This is a genomic window from Microbacterium imperiale (assembly GCF_017876655.1).
GTDB classification, from domain to species: Bacteria; Actinomycetota; Actinomycetes; order Actinomycetales; family Microbacteriaceae; genus Microbacterium; species Microbacterium imperiale.
Genome location: NZ_JAGIOK010000001.1, coordinates 3,102,753 through 3,120,437, shown reverse-complemented (window position 1 = coordinate 3,120,437; position 17,685 = coordinate 3,102,753). Strand labels below are relative to the sequence as shown.

At 71.4% G+C, this 17,685-nt stretch carries 18 protein-coding genes and 1 tRNA gene; 7 read left to right on the top strand and 12 right to left on the bottom strand.

Annotation, left to right across the window (positions count from 1 at the left end):
• Positions 1–4 precede the first annotated feature (4 nt).
• A complete protein-coding gene (locus tag JOF37_RS15135) occupies positions 5–478 on the top strand; it encodes a SixA phosphatase family protein (RefSeq protein WP_210007581.1) in 474 nt (157 codons plus the stop codon).
• Positions 479–486: 8 nt separating this feature from the next.
• Here JOF37_RS15135 and JOF37_RS15130 read toward each other — a convergent pair whose 3' ends face one another.
• Entirely contained in the window at positions 487–963 is a 477-nt protein-coding gene (locus JOF37_RS15130) for a YbaK/EbsC family protein (protein ID WP_210007580.1), read from the bottom strand.
• Positions 964–1,058: 95 nt separating this feature from the next.
• On the opposite strand from JOF37_RS15130, the gene JOF37_RS15125 reads away from it, so the two are divergent.
• Entirely contained in the window at positions 1,059–2,129 is a 1,071-nt protein-coding gene (locus JOF37_RS15125) for a Glu/Leu/Phe/Val dehydrogenase family protein (RefSeq protein ID WP_210007579.1), read from the top strand.
• A gap of 85 nt (positions 2,130–2,214) precedes the next feature.
• On the opposite strand, the gene mgtE is transcribed toward JOF37_RS15125, so the two are convergent.
• The 6 genes from mgtE to galU all read right to left on the bottom strand — a co-directional run bounded on the left by mgtE (position 2,215) and on the right by galU (position 7,331).
• Positions 2,215–3,573, bottom strand: a complete 1,359-nt coding sequence (gene mgtE, locus JOF37_RS15120) for a magnesium transporter (protein ID WP_210007578.1) — start codon at positions 3,571–3,573, stop codon at positions 2,215–2,217.
• A 405-nt stretch (positions 3,574–3,978) separates the two neighbouring features.
• Positions 3,979–4,545 (bottom strand): NADPH-dependent FMN reductase, encoded by a 567-nt coding sequence (locus JOF37_RS15115; RefSeq protein WP_210007577.1) that lies wholly within the window; start codon positions 4,543–4,545, stop codon positions 3,979–3,981.
• A gap of 119 nt (positions 4,546–4,664) precedes the next feature.
• Positions 4,665–4,737: transfer RNA gene (locus JOF37_RS15110), tRNA-Ala, on the bottom strand.
• 79 nt (positions 4,738–4,816) lie between these two features.
• Positions 4,817–5,719 carry a large exoprotein gene (locus JOF37_RS15105; RefSeq protein WP_210007576.1) on the bottom strand — a complete coding sequence of 301 codons (903 nt, stop codon included), beginning with the start codon at positions 5,717–5,719 and terminating at the stop codon, positions 4,817–4,819.
• A gap of 65 nt (positions 5,720–5,784) precedes the next feature.
• A complete protein-coding gene (locus JOF37_RS15100) occupies positions 5,785–6,432 on the bottom strand; it encodes a GNAT family N-acetyltransferase (RefSeq protein ID WP_210007575.1) in 648 nt (215 codons plus the stop codon).
• A gap of 20 nt (positions 6,433–6,452) precedes the next feature.
• Entirely contained in the window at positions 6,453–7,331 is an 879-nt protein-coding gene (gene galU / locus JOF37_RS15095) for a UTP--glucose-1-phosphate uridylyltransferase GalU (protein ID WP_210007574.1), read from the bottom strand.
• Between the two features lie 66 nt (positions 7,332–7,397).
• On the opposite strand from galU, the gene JOF37_RS15090 reads away from it, so the two are divergent.
• Genes JOF37_RS15090 through mscL form a run of 3 tightly spaced genes read left to right on the top strand, consistent with a single transcriptional unit; the run spans position 7,398 to position 8,810 of the window.
• The gene (locus JOF37_RS15090) at positions 7,398–7,994 is read left to right on the top strand and encodes a 5-formyltetrahydrofolate cyclo-ligase (RefSeq protein WP_210007573.1); all 597 of its coding nucleotides are present in this window, start codon (positions 7,398–7,400) and stop codon (positions 7,992–7,994) included.
• 14 nt (positions 7,995–8,008) lie between these two features.
• Positions 8,009–8,287 (top strand): FmdB family zinc ribbon protein, encoded by a 279-nt coding sequence (locus tag JOF37_RS15085; RefSeq protein ID WP_210007572.1) that lies wholly within the window; start codon positions 8,009–8,011, stop codon positions 8,285–8,287.
• Between the two features lie 31 nt (positions 8,288–8,318).
• A complete protein-coding gene (mscL, locus tag JOF37_RS15080) occupies positions 8,319–8,810 on the top strand; it encodes a large conductance mechanosensitive channel protein MscL (RefSeq protein WP_210007571.1) in 492 nt (163 codons plus the stop codon).
• 5 nt (positions 8,811–8,815) lie between these two features.
• Here the strand turns inward: mscL and JOF37_RS15075 are convergent, their stop codons facing one another.
• Complete coding sequence (locus JOF37_RS15075; RefSeq protein ID WP_210007570.1) at positions 8,816–9,010, bottom strand: hypothetical protein; 195 nt, start codon at positions 9,008–9,010, stop codon at positions 8,816–8,818.
• Positions 8,997–12,662, bottom strand: coding sequence for an AAA family ATPase (locus tag JOF37_RS15070; protein WP_210007569.1), 3,666 nt, complete (start codon positions 12,660–12,662; stop codon positions 8,997–8,999). Before JOF37_RS15070 ends, JOF37_RS15075 begins: the two co-directional genes overlap by 14 nt.
• Positions 12,663–12,890: 228 nt before the next feature.
• Between JOF37_RS15070 and JOF37_RS15065 the strand changes: the two genes are divergently transcribed.
• A complete protein-coding gene (locus JOF37_RS15065; protein ID WP_210007568.1) occupies positions 12,891–13,412 on the top strand; it encodes a methylated-DNA--[protein]-cysteine S-methyltransferase in 522 nt (173 codons plus the stop codon).
• Positions 13,413–13,479: 67 nt separating this feature from the next.
• Here JOF37_RS15065 and JOF37_RS15060 read toward each other — a convergent pair whose 3' ends face one another.
• Together JOF37_RS15060 and JOF37_RS15055 are read right to left on the bottom strand one after the other, a co-directional pair.
• Positions 13,480–15,108: a monocarboxylic acid transporter gene (locus JOF37_RS15060; protein ID WP_372445488.1), complete on the bottom strand. Its 1,629-nt coding sequence runs from the start codon at positions 15,106–15,108 to the stop codon at positions 13,480–13,482.
• Between the two features lie 5 nt (positions 15,109–15,113).
• Positions 15,114–15,464 carry a DUF485 domain-containing protein gene (locus JOF37_RS15055; RefSeq protein WP_210007567.1) on the bottom strand — a complete coding sequence of 117 codons (351 nt, stop codon included), beginning with the start codon at positions 15,462–15,464 and terminating at the stop codon, positions 15,114–15,116.
• Between the two features lie 123 nt (positions 15,465–15,587).
• Between JOF37_RS15055 and JOF37_RS15050 the strand changes: the two genes are divergently transcribed.
• Positions 15,588–16,448: a helix-turn-helix transcriptional regulator gene (locus JOF37_RS15050; protein WP_210007566.1), complete on the top strand. Its 861-nt coding sequence runs from the start codon at positions 15,588–15,590 to the stop codon at positions 16,446–16,448.
• A gap of 52 nt (positions 16,449–16,500) precedes the next feature.
• On the opposite strand, the gene JOF37_RS15045 is transcribed toward JOF37_RS15050, so the two are convergent.
• On the bottom strand, positions 16,501–17,685 hold the full coding sequence (locus JOF37_RS15045; RefSeq protein WP_210007565.1) for a glycosyltransferase: 1,185 nt from the start codon (positions 17,683–17,685) through the stop codon (positions 16,501–16,503).

Here is a 17,685-nt window from a genome sequence, read left to right as displayed (position 1 = left end):
GCAGATGACGACCCTCACCCTCGTGCGCCATGCCAAGAGCGACTGGGGCTCCCCCGGCCTCGACGACCACGATCGTCCGCTCAACGAACGCGGACAGCGCGACGCGCCGGCGATGGCCCGGCGCCTCGCGGCTTCGGGGACCCCGGTCGAGCGACTGCTCGCCTCGACGGCCCTGCGCGCGCGGACGACGGCCGCCGCGTTCGGCGCCGCTCTGGGACGCGAACCCGAGCTGCGCGACGAGCTGTACGGCGCGAGCGCCCGCGTGCTGCTGGACGCGGCTTCCGGCTCCGGAGTCTCGTCCGTGCTGATCGTCGCGCACGACCCGGGGATGACGGTGCTCGCCGAGCGCCTGTCGGGCGGTGGCATCGCCCACATGCCCACGTGCGCCGTCGCGACGTTCACGTGGTCGACCGACGACTGGGATGTCGCCACGGCGATCGACCCGGACGACTGGAGCTTCGACAGCCCGAAGGCCTGACGCCTCGGTCAGACGACTGCGAGGACCGTACCGCCGGTGAGCCGGACGAGCTCGTCGAAGGTCAGCGGGAACACCGTGTGGGGCGTGCCGCCCGCGGCCCAGATGCGCGCGTACCGCGCGAGGTCCTCGTCGACGACGGTCGTCAGCGGGGCCGGATGCCCGGTCGGCGCGACCCCACCGATCGCCTGGCCGGTCGCGGTGCGCACCTGATCGACGCTGGCGCGCCGGATCTCGCCGCGAACGAGACGCTCGGCGAGACGGACGGTGTCGACGCGGTGCGCCCCGCTGGTCATCACCAGCAACGGCTCGCCGTCCGACCAGAACACCAGGCTGTTGGCGATGGCGCCGACCTCGACGCCGAGAGCCGCCGCCGCGAGTGCCGCGGTCGAGGCGGCATCCGGCAGCACCACGATCTCGCCCGCAACGCCCGCGTCACGCAGCGCGTCGCGGACGATCAGGCTGCGAGAGGGCAGATCAGTACTCACATCGCCACTCTAGAAGGGGCAGAATGGGCAGGATGCCGCAACGCCGCGGCATCACAGAGCACGAGCCCACAAGGCTCCGCCGAAAGAGGATCGCGATGACCCACGCCCTGCCCCTTCCCGATTTCACGCACGAGCGCGTGGAGGTGATCACGGGGCGGCGCAGCGGCCTCTTCATCGCCGCCGCGCTGCACTCCTCCGTGCTCGGCCCCGCCCTGGGCGGTGCCCGCATGTGGAACTACCCGCACTGGAGCGATGCGCTCGGTGACGCGCTGCGCCTGTCAGCCGCGATGACGCTGAAGAACGCCGCCGCGGGCCTGGATGCCGGTGGCGGCAAGGCCGTCATCGGTCTGCCGCCCGGCACGGTGCTCGACACGGAGCGCCGGCGTGCCGCGTTCCTCGACCTCGGTGATGCCGTCGAGTCGTTCGGGGGGCTGTACCGGACGGCCGAGGATGTCGGCTCGACGACCGACGACATGCTCGTCGTCAGCGAGCGCACCGACCACGTGGTGGGACTGCCCGACCGGGTCGGCGGCTCGGGGGAGCCGGCCGGGCCGACGAGCATCGGCGTCTACGCGTCGTTGACGGCGACGCTCGAGCGTGCGGTCGGCACCGCAGATGTCGCGGGGCGCCGGATCACCGTCGCGGGCCTCGGCCAGGTCGGCAGCCGGCTCGCTCTGCAGCTGGCGGCCGAGGGTGCCGTGTTGACGGTGACCGACGTCAACCCGGCGAAGAAGGAGCTTGCGGCCGACCTGGGCGCCGCGTGGGTCGAACCCGCCGAGGCGCACCTCGCGACGGCGGACGTGTTCGTCCCGGCCGGTATCGGCGGCGTGCTGACCGACGAGGTCATCGACGCGCTGGACGCGCGGGCGGTGTGCGGTCCGGCGAACAACCCGCTCGCGCACCGTGCGGGCGCCGACCGGCTCGCGGCCCGCGGCATCCTGTACGCCCCCGACTTCGTCGTGAACGCCGGCGGCGTGATCTACCTCGATCTCGCGGCGAAGCAGCGCGCCCGCGCCGAGATCATGGCGCGCGTCGAGGGCATCGGCGACGTCCTGCGCCGCATCTTCGACGAGGCCGATGCCCGCGCCGTGACGCCCCTCGCGGCGGCGGAGTCGCTCGCCGCGGAGCGTCTGGCCGCGGGCGCGGCCCGGTCGGCCCTGGTCTGACGTCGGCCCGGCCGAGACCGGGTTGCACGGGATCGCGCCGAGACCGATCCCGTGCAACCCGGCATCCGGCCCCGGCGACATCCGGTCAGATCTGCAGGATGGCGCGGGCGATGAGGAAGTACAGCACCAGGCCGCTCGCGTCGACGAAGGTCGTGATGAACGGATTCGAGAACACGGCGGGGTCGACCCGGATCGCTCGCGCGAGCAGAGGCATGACGCCGCCCACCGTGGCGGCCATGGTGCACACGGCGATGAGGGTCGTCCCGATCACGAGGCCGATGAGCGGGTCGTACACGAGCGCGGTCACGCCGAAGCCGACGACGCCGAGGATCGCGCCGAGGAAGAACCCCACGCGCACTTCGCGGGTCAGCACCCGGATGACGTCGCGGGGCCGGACGTCGCCGAGCGCCAGTGCGCGCGTGACGGTCGTGGCCGCCTGATTGCCGGTGTTGCCGCCGGTCCCGATCAGCAGGGGCACGAACAGGGCGAGCACCGTGATCTGCTCGAGGGTCGCCTCGAACGCAGACAGCACCTGCACCGTGAGCGTCGCCCCGACGGCCAGTACGAGCAGCCAGACCACGCGCGACCGCACGATCTGGAGGATCGGCGTCGAGAGGTAAGGCCGGCGCAGAGGCTCCGCGCCGCCCTGGCGTGCCGCATCCTCGCTCTCCTCGTGCTCGAGGATGCGGGCCGCGTCGTCGACCGTGAGGATGCCGACGAGCCGCTCCTCGCTGTCGACGATGGGCAGGGCGAGCAGGCCGCGCTCGGTGCAGCGGCGCGCGGCGTTCTCGGCGTCGTCGTCCACCCCCGCGGTCTGCGCCGGCTGCATCGTGTCGCGCACGGCGTCGGCGGGCGACGCGGCGAGAAGGTCGCGCAGGCTGACCACGCCGACGACGCGGCGGCCCGCGTCGACCACCGGCAGGGTGTACACCGTCTCGGCGTCGTGCAGGCGCGCGCGCACACGCGTGAGCGCCTCGGCGACGGTGCTGCCGACGGGAACCGACACGAACTCCGGGCTCATCCGGCGGCCGATCGAGCCGCGGCGGTAGCCGAGCACGGCAGCGGTGAGGTCGCGCTCGCGCGGCGGCAGTCCCCGCAGCAGACGCGAGGCCAGTGAGGCCGGAAGCTCGTCGACGAGCCAGACCCGGTCGTCCGGGTCGAGGTCGGTGAAGATCTGCGCCACTTCGGCGTCCCGCAGGTCGCCGATGAGCTCGCCCTGCATGTTCGGCGACAGCTCTTCGAAGACCCGCAGCGCGTGGTCCTTCGGCAGCAGCCGGTAGGCGACAGCGCGACGTCGCCCGTCGAGGCGCTCGAGCACGTCGGCCAGCCGCTCGGGCTCGACCTGGGCGAGAGCGGCGGCGGCGGACGGCAGATCACCGCGCGACAGCGGTCCGGCGATGCCGTCGACGACGATGGTCAGTTCGTTGATCTGCTCTGGAGTCATGGGACTCTCCTCACGTCGGGCGCGCGCCGACGCCGCGATGGCGACAGAGCGCGCGAAAGCCTGCGGATGCAGCGCTCCGCTGGCTCGTCGCTCAGAGGTGAGTCAGTCGACGACGAGGACCGCGGGCGCGGCGCTGGGTTCGCGATGGCAACTATCACTGCTCATGGAGCACCTCACCTCGCTTCCTTGTCCTCGTGTGTCCATGACCGTGGCCGGGTCGTGGCCGCCGGTCGGGAGCTCTGCCGCGCAGAACGCGCGAGAACCCCACCGGCCATCGTAACGCCCCGCGCTGTGAGAACCCGGCCGTTCTCCCACCGGTCATGTGATCGACAGCCCCGGTCGCGGCACACATGCGGAAGGGCGCCGCCCCTGATGGCCGGCGCCCCCGGATCGCACTCGTTCGCGTCAGCTGACGGGGCTGAGCGTCTTCGCGACGTGCGTGTGCACGGCCTTCAGCCACGACACGAGGAACTCGGCGGTCGACTCGTCATTCACGGTGCCGTCCTCGTCGATGAGCCCGTCGGTCAACTGCAGGTAGCCCTCAGGCTGCGCGAGCTCGGGCGAGGCGAGGAACGAGAGGATCGACCGCAAGTGCTGCTGCGCCACGGCCGTTCGGATCGGGCCGATCGAGATGCCGATGACGGCGGACGGCTTGCCCGCGAAGCTGTTGTCACCCCACGGCCGGCTCGCCGTGTCGAGTGCGTTCTTCAGCACACCCGGAACCGAGCGGTTGTACTCGGGGGTCACGATGATGACGCCGTCAGCGGACTCGATGCTCGCCTTGAACTCGGCCGCCTCGGCGGGGATCGCCGCGTCGTTGTCGGCCGAGTAGAAGGGCAGCGCCGCGATCGGGATCTCGGTCAGCTCGAGGTCGGCCTGCGGCGCGAGCTTCGTCAGCGCGTTCGCGAGACGACGGTTGATCGAGGTGGACGAGATGCTGCCGACGATGACGCCGATCTTGTACGTGGTCATAAACGAGACCTCCCGGGGATCGATTCAGTTGCATGCATTCTACGCTCTTCTCCGCCCGGGCACCTGAGAATGCCCGGGCAAACGAAAACGCCCACCGCGAGCGATGGGCGTTTTTCCGGTGGACCTGAGGGGATTCGAACCCCTGACCTCTTCATTGCGAACGAAGCGCGCTACCAACTGCGCCACAGGCCCGGAACTCCTCCACACTATCACGGCGTTGATCGCGGTCCGTGCACCGCGGGAGGGCGGGCGGGGTCGAGCTCGGACCGGTTCAGCCGGCGGCGCGCTGCGCGAGCAGGCGACGCACGTGGTCCTCGATCGCCGCGTCGTCGACCTGTCCGGTACGCGGGAAGTCGGCGACGGGTGCCTTGGCGGCACGACCGGCGTCGAGCGAAACAGGAGCGCGGCGCTCCGCCTCGCGCTGCATAGCCTCGCCGACGGCGGCCTGGCGCAGGGCCTCGCGCGCGTCGACCTCGTCGAGCACCGCGGCGGCGCGAGATCCGGCCGACGCGGTGAGCGGGCGGGGAAGCTCGCGCGGCGTCCACGTGGCCCGAGCCTGCGACAGCTCGAGATCGGGGATGACGGCGGCGGCAGCTTCGGTGCGCGCGACGGCGACCGGCGCGACGTGAGCGGTGGTGGCGGCGCGGCGGGCGACCGCGGCGAGCCGGCGGAGGACGACGGTAGCGACCAGCAGGGTCGCGAGTCCCGACGCGAGAACGGCGACGGAGCCGGTCGTGGCGACGAGGAAGCCGCCCCAGCCGGAGACCGCCAGGGCGGCGACGGCGACGAGCGTCGTCGCCAGACGCACGCGGCGGCGGACCCGAGCGCGGTGCTCGGGCGAGGCGAGGCGTTCGATGCGGGCGGTGCGGACGGCCTGGCGCGCCTCGACGAGACGCTGGCGCTCGGCCTCGAGCCGCAGCTGCTCCTGCTCGTGCTGCACCTGACGGGCGAGCTTCTGCTGCGCCAGCGCGGTGCGCTTCGAGAGCTCGAGCCGCACCTCGCCGGGCGTCTCGGAGGTCTCGGCGAGCACGCGCAGCGCCTGATTCAGGCGGACGGCGTTGCGTTCGGCGGCGTCGTAGCGATAGCGACTGTGCCACGTCGGCAGCAGATAGACCATCCACAGTGCAACCGCGACGAGGACGATCACGCCGCCGCCGAGAACCTGCCCACCCATGGGTCAACCGTACGTGCCGCGGCCCGCCGCGCCGCGGCATCCACCCGCGTGTCTGAAGTTCTTGTTCAGGTTGAAGGTTCGAGGCCCGCCGCACGGCGGTCGGCCAGCGGCACGGCGGCCGATCCCGGCGGCACCGCACCCTCGACCCAGCGAGCGAGGACGCCGCGCGGGACGTCCTCCGCGAGCAACGCGAAGGCGAAATGGTCGCGCCAGTCGCCGTCGATGTGGATGTAGCGGCGCCGCAGCCCCTCGTAGCGGAAGCCGAGCTTCTCGACGACGCGCAGGCTCGCGCGGTTCTCGGGCCGGATGCAGATCTCCATACGGTGGATCCGCAGCTCCTGGAAGCACAGGTCGGTCGCGAGCGCCACCGCGGTCGGAGTGATCCCCCTGCCGGCGAAGCGTTCGCTGACCCAGTACCCGATCGTCGCGGACGACAGCGAGCCGCGCGCGATGCCCCAGACATTGAGCTGTCCGGCGACCTCGCCGTCGTACTCCACGACGAAGGGCACGCTGGCGCCGTCGCGGTACTGCTGCAGCAGACGACGGATGCCGAGTCGCATGTCGAGCGAGACCGGCCCGTCCGGGCTCGTCGCCTCCCAGCGCTGGAGCCAGGACCGATTGGTCAGCAGCTCCGTCTGCAGGGGTCGGGCGTCACGAGGCCGGACGAGCCGGATCGCCACCGGTCCGTGGTGGCGCGGTGCGGTGGCGTCCACGCGCGTTCTCGTCTCAGAGATCAGAGGCCGTTGACGAATTCCTGCAGCCAGGGACGCAGCTCGGGCCCGAGGTCGTCGCGGTCGGAGGCGAGCTGGACGATCGCCTTGATGTAGTCGAGCCGGTCACCGGTGTCGTAGCGACGACCGCGGAAGACGACGCCGAGCACGCCCTCGGTCGTGGCGAGCTCCTGCAGCGCGTCGGTCAGCTGGATCTCGCCGCCCTTGCCGGGTTCGGTGCGCTCGAGGATCTCGTACACGTTCGGCTTCAGCACGTAGCGGCCGATGATCGCGTAGTTCGAGGGGGCGTCTTCCTTCTTCGGCTTCTCGACGAGACCGGTCACCTTGACCACGTCGGGGTCGTCGGTGGGCTCGACGGCGGCGGCGCCGTAGAGGTGGATCTGGTCGGGGTCGACCTCCATGAGCGCCACGACGGTCAGGCCCGAGCGCTCCTGCTCGGCGATCATCTTCGGCAGCAGCGGGTCGCGCTCGTCGATGAGGTCGTCGCCGAGCATGACGGCGAACGTCGCATCGCCGACGTGGGCGCGCGAACGCAGGACCGCGTGGCCGAGCCCCTTGGGCTCGCCCTGGCGGACGAAGTGGATGTCGGCGAGATCGGACGATTCCTGCACCTTGCGGAGCTTGACGTCGTCACCCTTGCGCGTGAGGTTCTGCTCGAGCTCGGGCACCGAGTCGAAGTGGTTCGAGAGGTTGTTCTTGTTGCGTCCGATGATGATGAGGACGTCCTCGATCCCCGCCTGCGTCGCCTCTTCGACGACGTACTGGATGGCGGGCTTGTCGACGACGGGCAGCATCTCCTTCGGCATCGCCTTCGTTGCCGGGAGGAACCGCGTGCCGAGACCGGCGGCGGGGATGACCGCCTTGATGCGCTGCTGAGACATGCGTCCACCATAGCGACCGGTCGGCACGAACGAGAGGGGCGACTCCCACCGTTTACAATCAGGGGCATGTCCGACTCGATCGACAACGCCAAGCGCGCGCTCCGAGCGGACCTGCGCGAACGTCGGTCGACGATGTCGGATGCCGCACGCGAGACGGCGGCCGACGGCATCCGGTCTCAGCTGCGCGAGCTCATCGAGCGTCTCGGTGTCCGTTCGCTGTCGTGCTACCTGTCCGCTCCCACCGAGCCCGGCACCCGCGCGTTCGTCGACGAGGCGGTCGCCGCGGGGCTGCGCGTGCTGCTGCCGGTGACACGCAACGACGGGCTGCTCGACTGGGTCGTCGCCGAGCCGGGCGGCGCCATCGCCGACGGCATGTTCGGCCTGCCCGAGCCGGTGGGCGAAGTTCTCAGCCCGATGTCGGTCGGCGAGGTCGACCTGCTCGTGATCCCCGCCGCCGCCGTCGACGTCGCCGGTATGCGGCTCGGCTGGGGTCGCGGCTACTTCGACAAGACGCTCGGCTCGATGGAGAACCGTCCCCCGGTGTACGCCGTCGTGTTCGACTCGGAGCTCGTCGACGAAGTGCCCCGCGACCTCCACGATCAGCCGGTGACCGGTGTCGTCACCCCCACCCGCACCGTCGTCCTCGCCTCCGAGGCGCACTGAACACCCGAGGAACCATGCCCACCTATGCCTACGCCTGCAAGTCCTGCGGGCACCGCTTCGATGCCGTCCAGTCGTTCGCCGATCCCACGCTGACGGTCTGCCCCGAGTGCTCCGGCGAGCTGCGCAAGGAGTACGGCTCGATCGGCGTCACCTTCAACGGCGCCGGCTTCTACCGCACGGACTCGCGTTCGACCGGCTCGGCCTCGAGCGGGTCAAGCGGTGGCGGCGACGCATCCTCCTCGGCATCATCGAAGTCCGAGGCGACGTCCTCGCCCGCGGCAGCGGGCTCGTAGAGTCCGGCATCGCCGGAGAAGGAGGAGAGGCATGATCAGGGGCTTCCGCGACTTCATCATGCGCGGCAACGTCATCGATCTGGCCGTGGCCGTCGTCATCGGCGGTGCGTTCACGGCGATCGTCAACGCGATCGTGTCGAGTGTCATCAATCCGCTCGTCGCACTGTTCTACCAGCCGAACGCGGACGGGGTCGCCGGCCCGACGCTGACCGGCATCTACGGACAGTCGGTGCCGTTCCCCCTCGGTGACCTCATCAGCGCGGTCATCAGCTTCTTCGCCGTCGCCCTCGTGGTCTACCTCGTGTTCGTCGTGCCGATGAACAAGTGGAAGGAGCGACAGGCAGCGAAGGCCGGCGTCGTCGAGAAGGCCGCGCCTCTGCCGACCGAGCAGGAGCTGCTCATCCAGATCCGCGATCTGCTCGAGCAGAACCGCACCGAGGCGCCGGCTGCGGCAGCCGCTCCGACGGACGGGCCGCTGCGCCGCTCGCAGCCGACGACTCCCCCGGCGGCACCCTCCGCCTGACGCCGTCAGTAGTGCGGCGGGACGTCGTTCCGCATGCGCGCATCGTTCGGACCGGATGCCCCGGCCGCGCCCTCAGCGCCGGCCGGGGCATCCGTCGTCTCATCGGCCGGGATCGGCTCGGGGGTCGTCCCCGGCGCCGCTGTCAGGCGGGCACGGCGTCGCCCGACGCGCTCGACCCGCTGCCGATCACTCGATGACATCGAGGGGTTCGGTGCTCGCGTCGGCCGTCGGCGCCTCGGGCTCGACCCCGAGGATCGCCGCGACGCGCGCCGCGACACCGGCGGGGTCGCTGTAGAGGTCGAACGAGTGCACCCGGATGTAGTGCCAACCGAGTCGCCGCAGGATCTGCGGACGCAGACGCAGCGATTCGCGCAGCGACTGGCCGATCGTTTCGGGGTCGCCCTCGACGACGACGGCCTTGCCGTCGCGCTGGGCGACGAGGGGCAGGATGCCGCGGTAGGCGACGTCCACGGCGACGCCGAGGCGCCGCAGGTTCTGGGCCAGCGCCAGGGTCAGCGGGTCGGCGAGGTCTTCGAGGCGGGCTTCGCGCGAACGTGCCGCGAGGTTGCCGAGGATCGACATGAGCGTCGCGGCGCCGTTCTCGAGGCGTCCGTCGTCGAACGCCGACGGCCGGATCGACGACACGATGACCATCGAACGGCGCGCTCGGGTCATGCCCACCGTGAGCAGGCGCTCACCGTCGGGCTCGGAGAGCACACCGAAGTCGCTGAGCACGCGTCCGTGCCGGGTCAGTCCGTAGCCCAGCGAGAACACCACGCGGTCGCGGCTCTCGGCGACCGACTCCTCGAGGCCCAGCACGGCGAACGGCTCGGCCGTTTCGCGACCGACGAACTCGGCGACATCCGAGCGTCCGGCGAAGGCCGCCTCGACCGCTGCGCGGATGCGCAGCGCGTGCTTGGTGGATGCCGTGACCACCATGAGCGATTCCTTCGGCCGGTTCACGGCGTGCTCGACCACGAGGGTGACGACGCGGGCCACCTCGGCATCGGGGCTCTCGACGGCACCGGAGTCCGGATCGGGCGCGCCGACTCCACCCTCGACGTAGTCCACGCTGAGGCTGCCCCGACCGAGGTACGACCCCGCCCAGGGGAACGAGACGATCTCGCCGCCGTAGAAGGCTTCGTTGACGAGCTCGGCGAGGTCTTCGCCGCCGGCGCGGTAGCTGCGGGTGAGGGTCTCGACGGGCACGATCTCGGCGAGACGCTCGAAGACGCTCGGCTCTTCGGGGTCGACCAGCGGTTCGTCGGACGGGTCGCGGTCGGCGGCGATCGCGAACGGCGTGGGTCGCTGCGTCACCGGATCGCCGAAAGCCACGATCTGGCGGCCACGGCGCAGCGCCGAGGCCGACTCGGCGACGCTGAGCGCAGCGGCATCCGCGATCACGACGACATCGAACGCGGGGCGGGCCGGCAGTGCCGACACCTCGTAGGGCGAGGCGATCCAGACGGGGGCGAGCGTGCGCAGGAGCTTGGGCGCCACGGCGAGCAGTTCCGCTGCCGAGGCCGTCCCCTCGCGCAGCGCGGCCTTGAGCGCGGCCGTCTCGTCGGCCTCGTCGACGATCGCGATCTTCCAGCGGGTCGCGAGCTCGGCGGCGAGCTGCTGACCCGCCGACGCCGCATGCGCCTCGTCGACGAGTCGGAAGTCGCGCTCGAGCCGGTCGACGACGCTCGTGTTGGCGCCGAGCAGCGCGCGGTCGCCGCGCAGCATCGCCTCGAGCGCGGACTGCCACCACGCGAACTCGAACTCCGACGCCACACGCTCTTCCGGAACGTGGCGCACCGACAGCTCGGTGAGCAGGGGGTCGAGTCCGAGCGCCGCGAGCTCGCCGCGCAGGGTGGCACGCTCGACGAGGTTGTCGAATACGTCGGAGTCGGCGGCGAGGCCGGCCAGGGTGCGGACCAGATCGGGGATGGGCGTGGCCAGCAGGTCGTTGCCGGGGCCGAGCACGCGCGAGAGTTCGGCGAGGTCGGCATCGACGCGCTGCCACGACGTCGCGACCGCGTCGAGGCCGGCGGGGATCTCGGGCACGACGCCCGCCTCGGCGACCCGCTGCCACTGCTCGCGCTGCTTCTGCACCCGCACGAGCGCGTCGTGCATGTCGGTCACGTGCATGCCGGGACGCACGTACTCCTTCGACAGGCGGCGCAGCCGGCGGCGCGTCGCTCCGTTCATGTCGGGGGTGTCGCGGCGCGTCGAGTGCGCCTCGATGAGGTCGGCCAGCGGCCGTTCGAACACGGTGAGGCTGAACCGGTCGAGCGATGCGCGGATGCCCTGCAGCAGGCGGATGTAGGCGCCGAGCTCGGCGAGCGTCGTGAACGGACGCATGCGCGTCTGCCCGATCAGCTCGTAGGCGCGCTCGAGGATCTCGGGCACCTCGCTGCGGTGCAGCCGCCCCGCGAGGGCGTGGGCGGCCCGCGCCTGCTCGGTTGTCTCGAAGGCCACGCCGTACCACGGCGAGTCGTCGGGGCCGAAGCGGAACTCCCCCAGCCGTGCGGCGGTCGCCAGCTTCCCGGCGGCCTCGGCACGGCGGGTCGACAGGCGCTGCAGCGTCGGCGCGTCGAAACGGGTGGCTGCGGAGGGCTGCGGGTCTTCCGCCGCGATCGTCGTGAGCTTCTGCAGCACCTCGAGCGGCGAGACGCCGAGCATCGGATGCCGCTGCGTCAGGGCCGCGCGGTAGTCGCGCAGAACGCTGCGCAACCGCACGAGGGCGTCGTCGATCTCACCCATCTTCGGGTGCTCGGCCTTCTCGTTGCGCGCGATCGCGCGGATCAGGTCGCGGTGCACGCCGCGCGGCGACACGGCGAGGCCGGGCAGGCCGATGCCGGCGAGGCGATGACGCACGCCCTCGAGCGTGGAACGGCGGGCGCTGACGACCAGCACGCGCTTGCCGCGGCGCACGAGCTCGCCGACGGCGTTGATGACCGTCTGCGTGCCGCCGGTTCCGGGCAGCGTGTGGACGACGAGGGACTGGCCCGCCACGATGCGGTCGAGCACGCCCTCCTGCTCGGCGTCGGCGTCGAGCAGCAGGCGGTCGGATGCCGGCGGGCGGTCGTCCGCCGGCACGGCGTCGGGCACCGGGTGACGCATCGCGACCAGCGCCCGGTCGTCGTCGTGGCCGGCGAGCGCATTCAGCACGGGTACGTCGAGGTCAGCCGCATCGCGCTCGGCGCGCGCGGCAACGTCGGCGAAGGTCGAGACGATCAGGCGCGGCTGGACGGTGAAGGTGTCGACGTGCGCCGTCAGGGCCCGCAGATGATCGATCACGGGCTGCGGCTTGAACACGCCGCCGTCGTAGGCGAGCGCGGCCAGGCCCCGTCGATCGAGGTCGATGCCGAAGTGCGTGCGGGCGACCTCGACGAGCTCGGGGTTGACGGCGAACGAGCCGTGCAGCTTAAGGTCGAAGTCGCCGTGGTGCCGGCGGATCGCCAGCGGCCGCAGCAGCACGGGCGCGTTGTAGGTCAGTCCGCCGGCGCGCCATGACGCGAATCCCACGCCGAGGTGGACGGTGTCGAGTCCGCGGGTCGTGCGCAGCTCGACGTCCTTGGCGGTGATGCGGCCGGCGGCGAGTCGGGCCGTGCGCAGCGCGACCTCGTCGCGGAAGAGGTTCGACAGCAGGGTCGAGCGGCCGGTGATGAACTGCGGCAGGCTGCCGGGGTGGGCCTTGGTGATGTCGATGCCGACGTCGTCGGAGGCGATGTAGTGCAGCAGCGTCGAGCGGCCGCCCAGCTTCGCCGCCTGCAGGCGGATGCGCTCGCGCTCGGGCTCCGCGACGTGCGCGATACTGACGTCTTCGTCGGCGACACTGAGCTGCGCGGGGGTCACCGAATCCACCCGAACCTCGTCGGTCGCGTCCGGTCGGACGGCTCCTCGATCTCCACGCCACACAGCACACACCCTAAGCGGCCCGTCGGCATCCGGGGTTCAGCCCTGCCGAGTTTCGCGCTATTGCCGACACGCCGGATCACCGGCGCTTCCTCCCCATCGTGTCCCGGCTACGAACCGTCCCCATTTCTGCATCCGTGACCCGGGCCGCGAGCGGCGCGCCGGGATGATGGAGCCATGACCGACGCAGCGTTCTCGGTGCACCCGACACCGATCGGCGAGGCCCTCATCGTGGTGACCGATGCGGGCCTCGCCGCCCTCGAGATCCTCGATCGCCCCGCCGAGATCGCCGTCGCCGATCTCGCCGTCGCTCTCCGCGACGCTCCCGTGCCCGACCCTGCCGCCGCGCGGGGCGTCGCCGCCGAGCTGGATGCCTACTTCGCCGGCCGCCTGCAGCGATTCGCCACCCCGATCGACTGGCGGCTCGCCCCCGGCGGCTTCGCCGCTGCTGCGCTGCGCGCCGTGTGCGACATCCCGTACGGCGAAGCCGCGACCTACGGCGAGGTCGCCGCTGCGGCGGGTTCGCCGCGCGCGCACCGCGCCGTCGGCTCCGCGTGCGCGCGCACCCCCATCTCGCTCGTCATCCCGGCGCATCGCGTCGTGCGCAGTGACGGTTCGATCGGCGAGTACGGCGGGCATCCCGAGCGCAAACGCTTCCTGCTCGACCTCGAGAGCCGGGAGGGTCCCGCGCGCGAGTAGGCCGCGCCGGAACGCGAGGCGGCCCCGGGCCAGTGATGCCCGGGGCCGCCTGTGCGTCAGCGTTCCGTCAGTGGTCGACGGCCTTCTCGGCGCCGTGACCGGTGAGCGAGCGCACCTCCATCTCGGCGGCCTTGAGCGGATCCTCCTTCGTCCGCGAAGTCACCGACCCGATCCAGCCGAGGAAGAAGCCGAGCGGGATCGAGACGATGCCCGGGTTGTTCAGCGGCCAGATCGCCACGCCGACGTTCTTGAACACACTGGTCTCGGTGCCCCAGAACACCGGCGACAGCACGATGAGGATGATGGCAGCCGCGAGACCGCCGTACATGCTCCATACCGCGCCGCGAGTGGTGAACTTGCGCCAGAACAGCGAGTAGATGATCGTCGGCAGGTTCGCCGAGGCCGCGACCGCGAAGGCCAGCGCCACCAGGAACGCGACGTTCTGTCCCTGCACGCCGATCCCGCCGAGGATCGCCAGGATGCCGATGACGATCACCGTGCGGCGGGCCACCTTCACTTCCCCGTCCGGCGGCACATCGCCCTTCTTCACGACGTTCGCGTAGATGTCGTGGGCGAACGACGCCGCTGCGGTGATGGTCAGGCCCGCGACGACCGCGAGGATCGTCGCGAAGGCGACCGCCGAGATGAAGCCCAGCAGCAGCGGTCCACCGAGCTCGAGCGCGAGCAGCGGAGCCGCCGAGTTGACCCCACCCGGCGCCGCGGCGATGCGCTCGGGCCCGACGAGGGCTCCCGCGCCGTAGCCGAGCACGAGCGTCAGCAGGTAGAACAGGCCGATGAGCCAGATCGCCCACACGACCGAACGGCGCGCCTCCTTGGCCGTGGGGACCGTATAGAAGCGCATCAGTACGTGCGGCAGACCTGCCGTCCCCAGCACCAGGGCGAGGGCGAGAGAGATGAAGTCCCACGGGTTCGCGCCGTACTGCAGCCCCGGCCCGAGGATGGCCTCGCCCTTCGGCGACGCTGCGACGGCGCTCTCGAGCAGGGTGTTGAGGTTGAACCCGTTGATGGCGAGCACCCAGACCGTCATCACCAGGGCGCCGCCGATGAGCAGGAACGCCTTGACGATCTGCACCCACGTCGTGCCCTTCATGCCGCCGATCAGCACGTAGACGATCATGAGCACGCCCACGACCGCGACGACGATCGACTGGCCGACCTGCTCGGTGATGCCGAGCAGCAGCGAGACGAGCCCGCCGGCACCGGCCATCTGCGCCAACAGGTAGAAGAAGCACACCGCGAGGGTCGTGATCGCCGCGGCCATCCGCACCGGCGTCTGCTTGAGCCGGAACGACAGCACGTCGGCCATCGTGAACTTGCCGGTGTTGCGCATCAGCTCGGCGACGAGCAGCAGGGCGACGAGCCACGCGACGAGGAACCCGATCGAGTACAGGAACCCGTCGTACCCGTTGATCGCGATGGCGCCGCAGATGCCGAGGAAGGATGCCGCCGAGAGGTAGTCGCCCGCGATCGCGAAGCCGTTCTGCGGTCCGGTGAACGAGCGTCCGGCGGCGTAGTAGTCGGCGGCGGTCTTGTTGTTGCGGCTGGCGCGGATGACGATGAACAGCGTCACCGCGACGAAGGCGCCGAAGATCGAGATGTTCAAGACGGGGTTGTTGTCGACGGTCTCCCCCGCCGCGACGATCGCGGAGCCCAGGCCGGTCACGGCCTCCCACACGCCGTTCACGAGATTCCCTCCGTGCGCTCGAGGTCGGCGCGGATCGAAGACGAGATCGGGTCGAGGCGTCGGTTGGCGTACCGCACGTAGCCCATGGTGATCGCGAACGTCGTGACGAACTGCCCGAGACCGAACAGCAGCCCGACCGTGACGTCACCCCAGACGCGCTGCGCCATGAAGTCCGTCGCGAACGACGACAGCAGCACGTAGACGAAGTACCAGACGAGGAACACCACCGTCAGCGGCCAGACGAAACTGCGGTGCTTCCGCTTGAGCTCGCGGAACGGCGCCGACTCCTCGACGGCGACAAAATCGACCCGTCCTGGCGGGGACGAGGGAAGGTTCGATGCGGTCATGTGGCCTCCTTGCCTCATGGTGAGCGACTGCTCGCACGACCGTCGTCGACGACGGACCGCGATGGTAGGGTCGACGCTACGAAAGGCGGCAACGAGGCCGTCACCCCCGGAAGTAGGTAGTGCGTGACGGCACTGGCGGCACCCGACAGCGACGCGCAGCTGGTCTCTCGCGCGGTCGACGACCTCTCCCGCAGCACACGCTTTCCCGTCGTCTTCGGCGGACTCGAGACCGAGGGGTCGGTGCGCGTCACAGCGATCGCCGGCGCCCGCTCGCACGCGATCGACGACCTGGTGGTCAAGGTCGGCCGCGGGCTCGGCGGGGCCGCGATGATCGAGAAGCGCCCGCGTCTGGCGCTGGAGTACCGCACGGCACGCACCATCACGCACGACTACGACCGGGCGATCCTCGGCGAGGGCATCGCCACGCTGTTCGCGGTGCCCATCGTCACCGACGGGCGCGCCCGGGGCGTGCTGTACTGCGGGTCATGGTCGCAAGCACCCGTCGGCGACCTCGTCGCACGCCCCGCGTTCCGCGCCGCCGACGCCGTCGGAGCGGAGTTGCGCATCCGTGACGAGGTCCAGCGGCGCCTCGTGGCCCTCACACCGCCGCCCGAGGCGGCGGCGGGTCTGTCGCCCGCGGCGAAGGAGGACCTGCGCGAGAGCTTCGCCGAGCTGCGCAGCATCGCGGCCACCGTCGACGATGCCGCACTCCGGCAGCGCCTGGCGGCGGTGGAGCAGCGCCTCGCGGCCGTCGCTCGCGAAGGCTCCGGTGGCGGCGCCGAAACGGACGTACAGCTGTCGCCCCGCGAGCTCGACGTGCTCGCCTGTTGCGCGCTCGGTTCGACCAACGCCGAGATCGCCCTCACGCTGAACCTGAAGGAGGGCACCGTGAAGTCCTACCTGCAGGCGGCGATGGCCAAGCTCGACGCCTCGACCCGGCACGCCGCCGTCGCACGCGCCCGGCGCCTCGGCATCCTGCCCTGACCCGCCGATCCGGCGAGGCAGCGCCCCGAGGCAGCGGCCGGAGGCAGCGGACTCAGGCTGCGAGACGCAGCGCGCGTCGCTGGGCCGCGATGACCGCGCCGTACTCACGCACCATCCGGTCACGGCCCAGTCCCGGCCGCGCGGCGAGCAGCGCCGCGGTGAAGCCGGCACGGTCAGTGCACGCGCGCTGCCAGGCCGCGGCGATCTCGCGCGGGTCGCGCCCGGTCACGATGCCGAAGCCCGCGACGAGGCGTGCCGCGTCGCCGACGTCGGTGGTGACCGGCACCGCACCCGAGGCGGCGCCCTCGAGCAGGCACAGGGGCGCGGCCTCGCCGTAGGCGCTCGTCAGGGCGACCACATCCGCCGCGCGGTAGATCGCCGGCATGTCGTCGCGGATGCCCAGGGCGTGCACGCGGGCCCCGTCGACCCGAGCGAGCAACGCCCGCAGCGCGGCGTTGTCACGCGTCATCCCCGCGCCGCAGACGACATAGTGCGCGTCAGGTGCCATCTCGACGTGGGCGGCGACGGCGCGGAAGAACAGCTCGGGGTCCTTCATGTCGTCGAACCGCGCCGCGTAGACGACGACGGAGGCGGCATCCGGGATCCCCAGCTCGCGTCGGATCGGGTCTGCGCCCCGGGTGAGAGCGGGGCGGAACCGCGTCAGATCGATGCCGTTGTCGACGGTGTGGCGCGCGGCCCCGGCGAGCGCGGGACCATACGCGGCGTCGGTGGCGTGCGCACACGAGACGGACGCCGTGACGATGCCCCGCTCCGCGCTCGTGCGCAGCCAGGTCAGCGCCTCGCCCGAGTGCTCCGGATCGGAGCGGTGCAGGCACGCGACGACGGGGCGGTCGGGCAGCATCATCGCCTCGTCGAGCGCCAGCAGCAGACCGAGCGGCTGCTCCTTGAGCGAGAGGACGACATCGGCGGCGGCGATCGCTCGCGACGCCGTACGCAGCTGCCGCGACGAGAACGTATGCGGTGCGTGCGGAACGCCGCCGGCGGTCTTGCCGAGCGACGTGATGCTCACGCCCGACGCCCGCAGCGAGCGGTAGCGGGGGTCGGCGGCCATCGGCTGCACCGTCGCCTCGCGCCGAGCCCGCGACGCGATCGCGAGCACGCTGTGACGTTGGCTTCCGCTCGCATGCAGCCCCGCGACGACGTCGCTGTGGAGGATGCGCGCTCCTCCCGCGAAGAAGCCCTCGGTCAGGGTGAGGACGCGAAGCGGAGCGGTCAT

Excerpts from the sequence above, each read along its gene's own strand:
- JOF37_RS15090 (WP_210007573.1), top strand. The coding sequence starts at position 7,398 with ATGTCCGACTCGATCGACAACGCCAAGCGCGCGCTCCGAGCGGACCTG.
- mscL (WP_210007571.1), top strand. The coding sequence starts at position 8,319 with ATGATCAGGGGCTTCCGCGACTTCATCATGCGCGGCAACGTCATCGAT.
- mgtE (WP_210007578.1), bottom strand. The coding sequence starts at position 3,573 with ATGACTCCAGAGCAGATCAACGAACTGACCATCGTCGTCGACGGCATC.
- JOF37_RS15105 (WP_210007576.1), bottom strand. The coding sequence starts at position 5,719 with ATGGGTGGGCAGGTTCTCGGCGGCGGCGTGATCGTCCTCGTCGCGGTT.
- JOF37_RS15115 (WP_210007577.1), bottom strand. The coding sequence starts at position 4,545 with ATGACCACGTACAAGATCGGCGTCATCGTCGGCAGCATCTCGTCCACC.
- JOF37_RS15075 (WP_210007570.1), bottom strand. The coding sequence starts at position 9,010 with ATGTCATCGAGTGATCGGCAGCGGGTCGAGCGCGTCGGGCGACGCCGT.
- JOF37_RS15045 (WP_210007565.1), bottom strand. The coding sequence starts at position 17,685 with ATGACCGCTCCGCTTCGCGTCCTCACCCTGACCGAGGGCTTCTTCGCG.
- JOF37_RS15125 (WP_210007579.1), top strand. The coding sequence starts at position 1,059 with ATGACCCACGCCCTGCCCCTTCCCGATTTCACGCACGAGCGCGTGGAG.
- galU (WP_210007574.1), bottom strand. The coding sequence starts at position 7,331 with ATGTCTCAGCAGCGCATCAAGGCGGTCATCCCCGCCGCCGGTCTCGGC.
- JOF37_RS15065 (WP_210007568.1), top strand. The coding sequence starts at position 12,891 with ATGACCGACGCAGCGTTCTCGGTGCACCCGACACCGATCGGCGAGGCC.
- JOF37_RS15055 (WP_210007567.1), bottom strand. The coding sequence starts at position 15,464 with ATGACCGCATCGAACCTTCCCTCGTCCCCGCCAGGACGGGTCGATTTT.
- JOF37_RS15135 (WP_210007581.1), top strand. The coding sequence starts at position 5 with ATGACGACCCTCACCCTCGTGCGCCATGCCAAGAGCGACTGGGGCTCC.
- JOF37_RS15085 (WP_210007572.1), top strand. The coding sequence starts at position 8,009 with ATGCCCACCTATGCCTACGCCTGCAAGTCCTGCGGGCACCGCTTCGAT.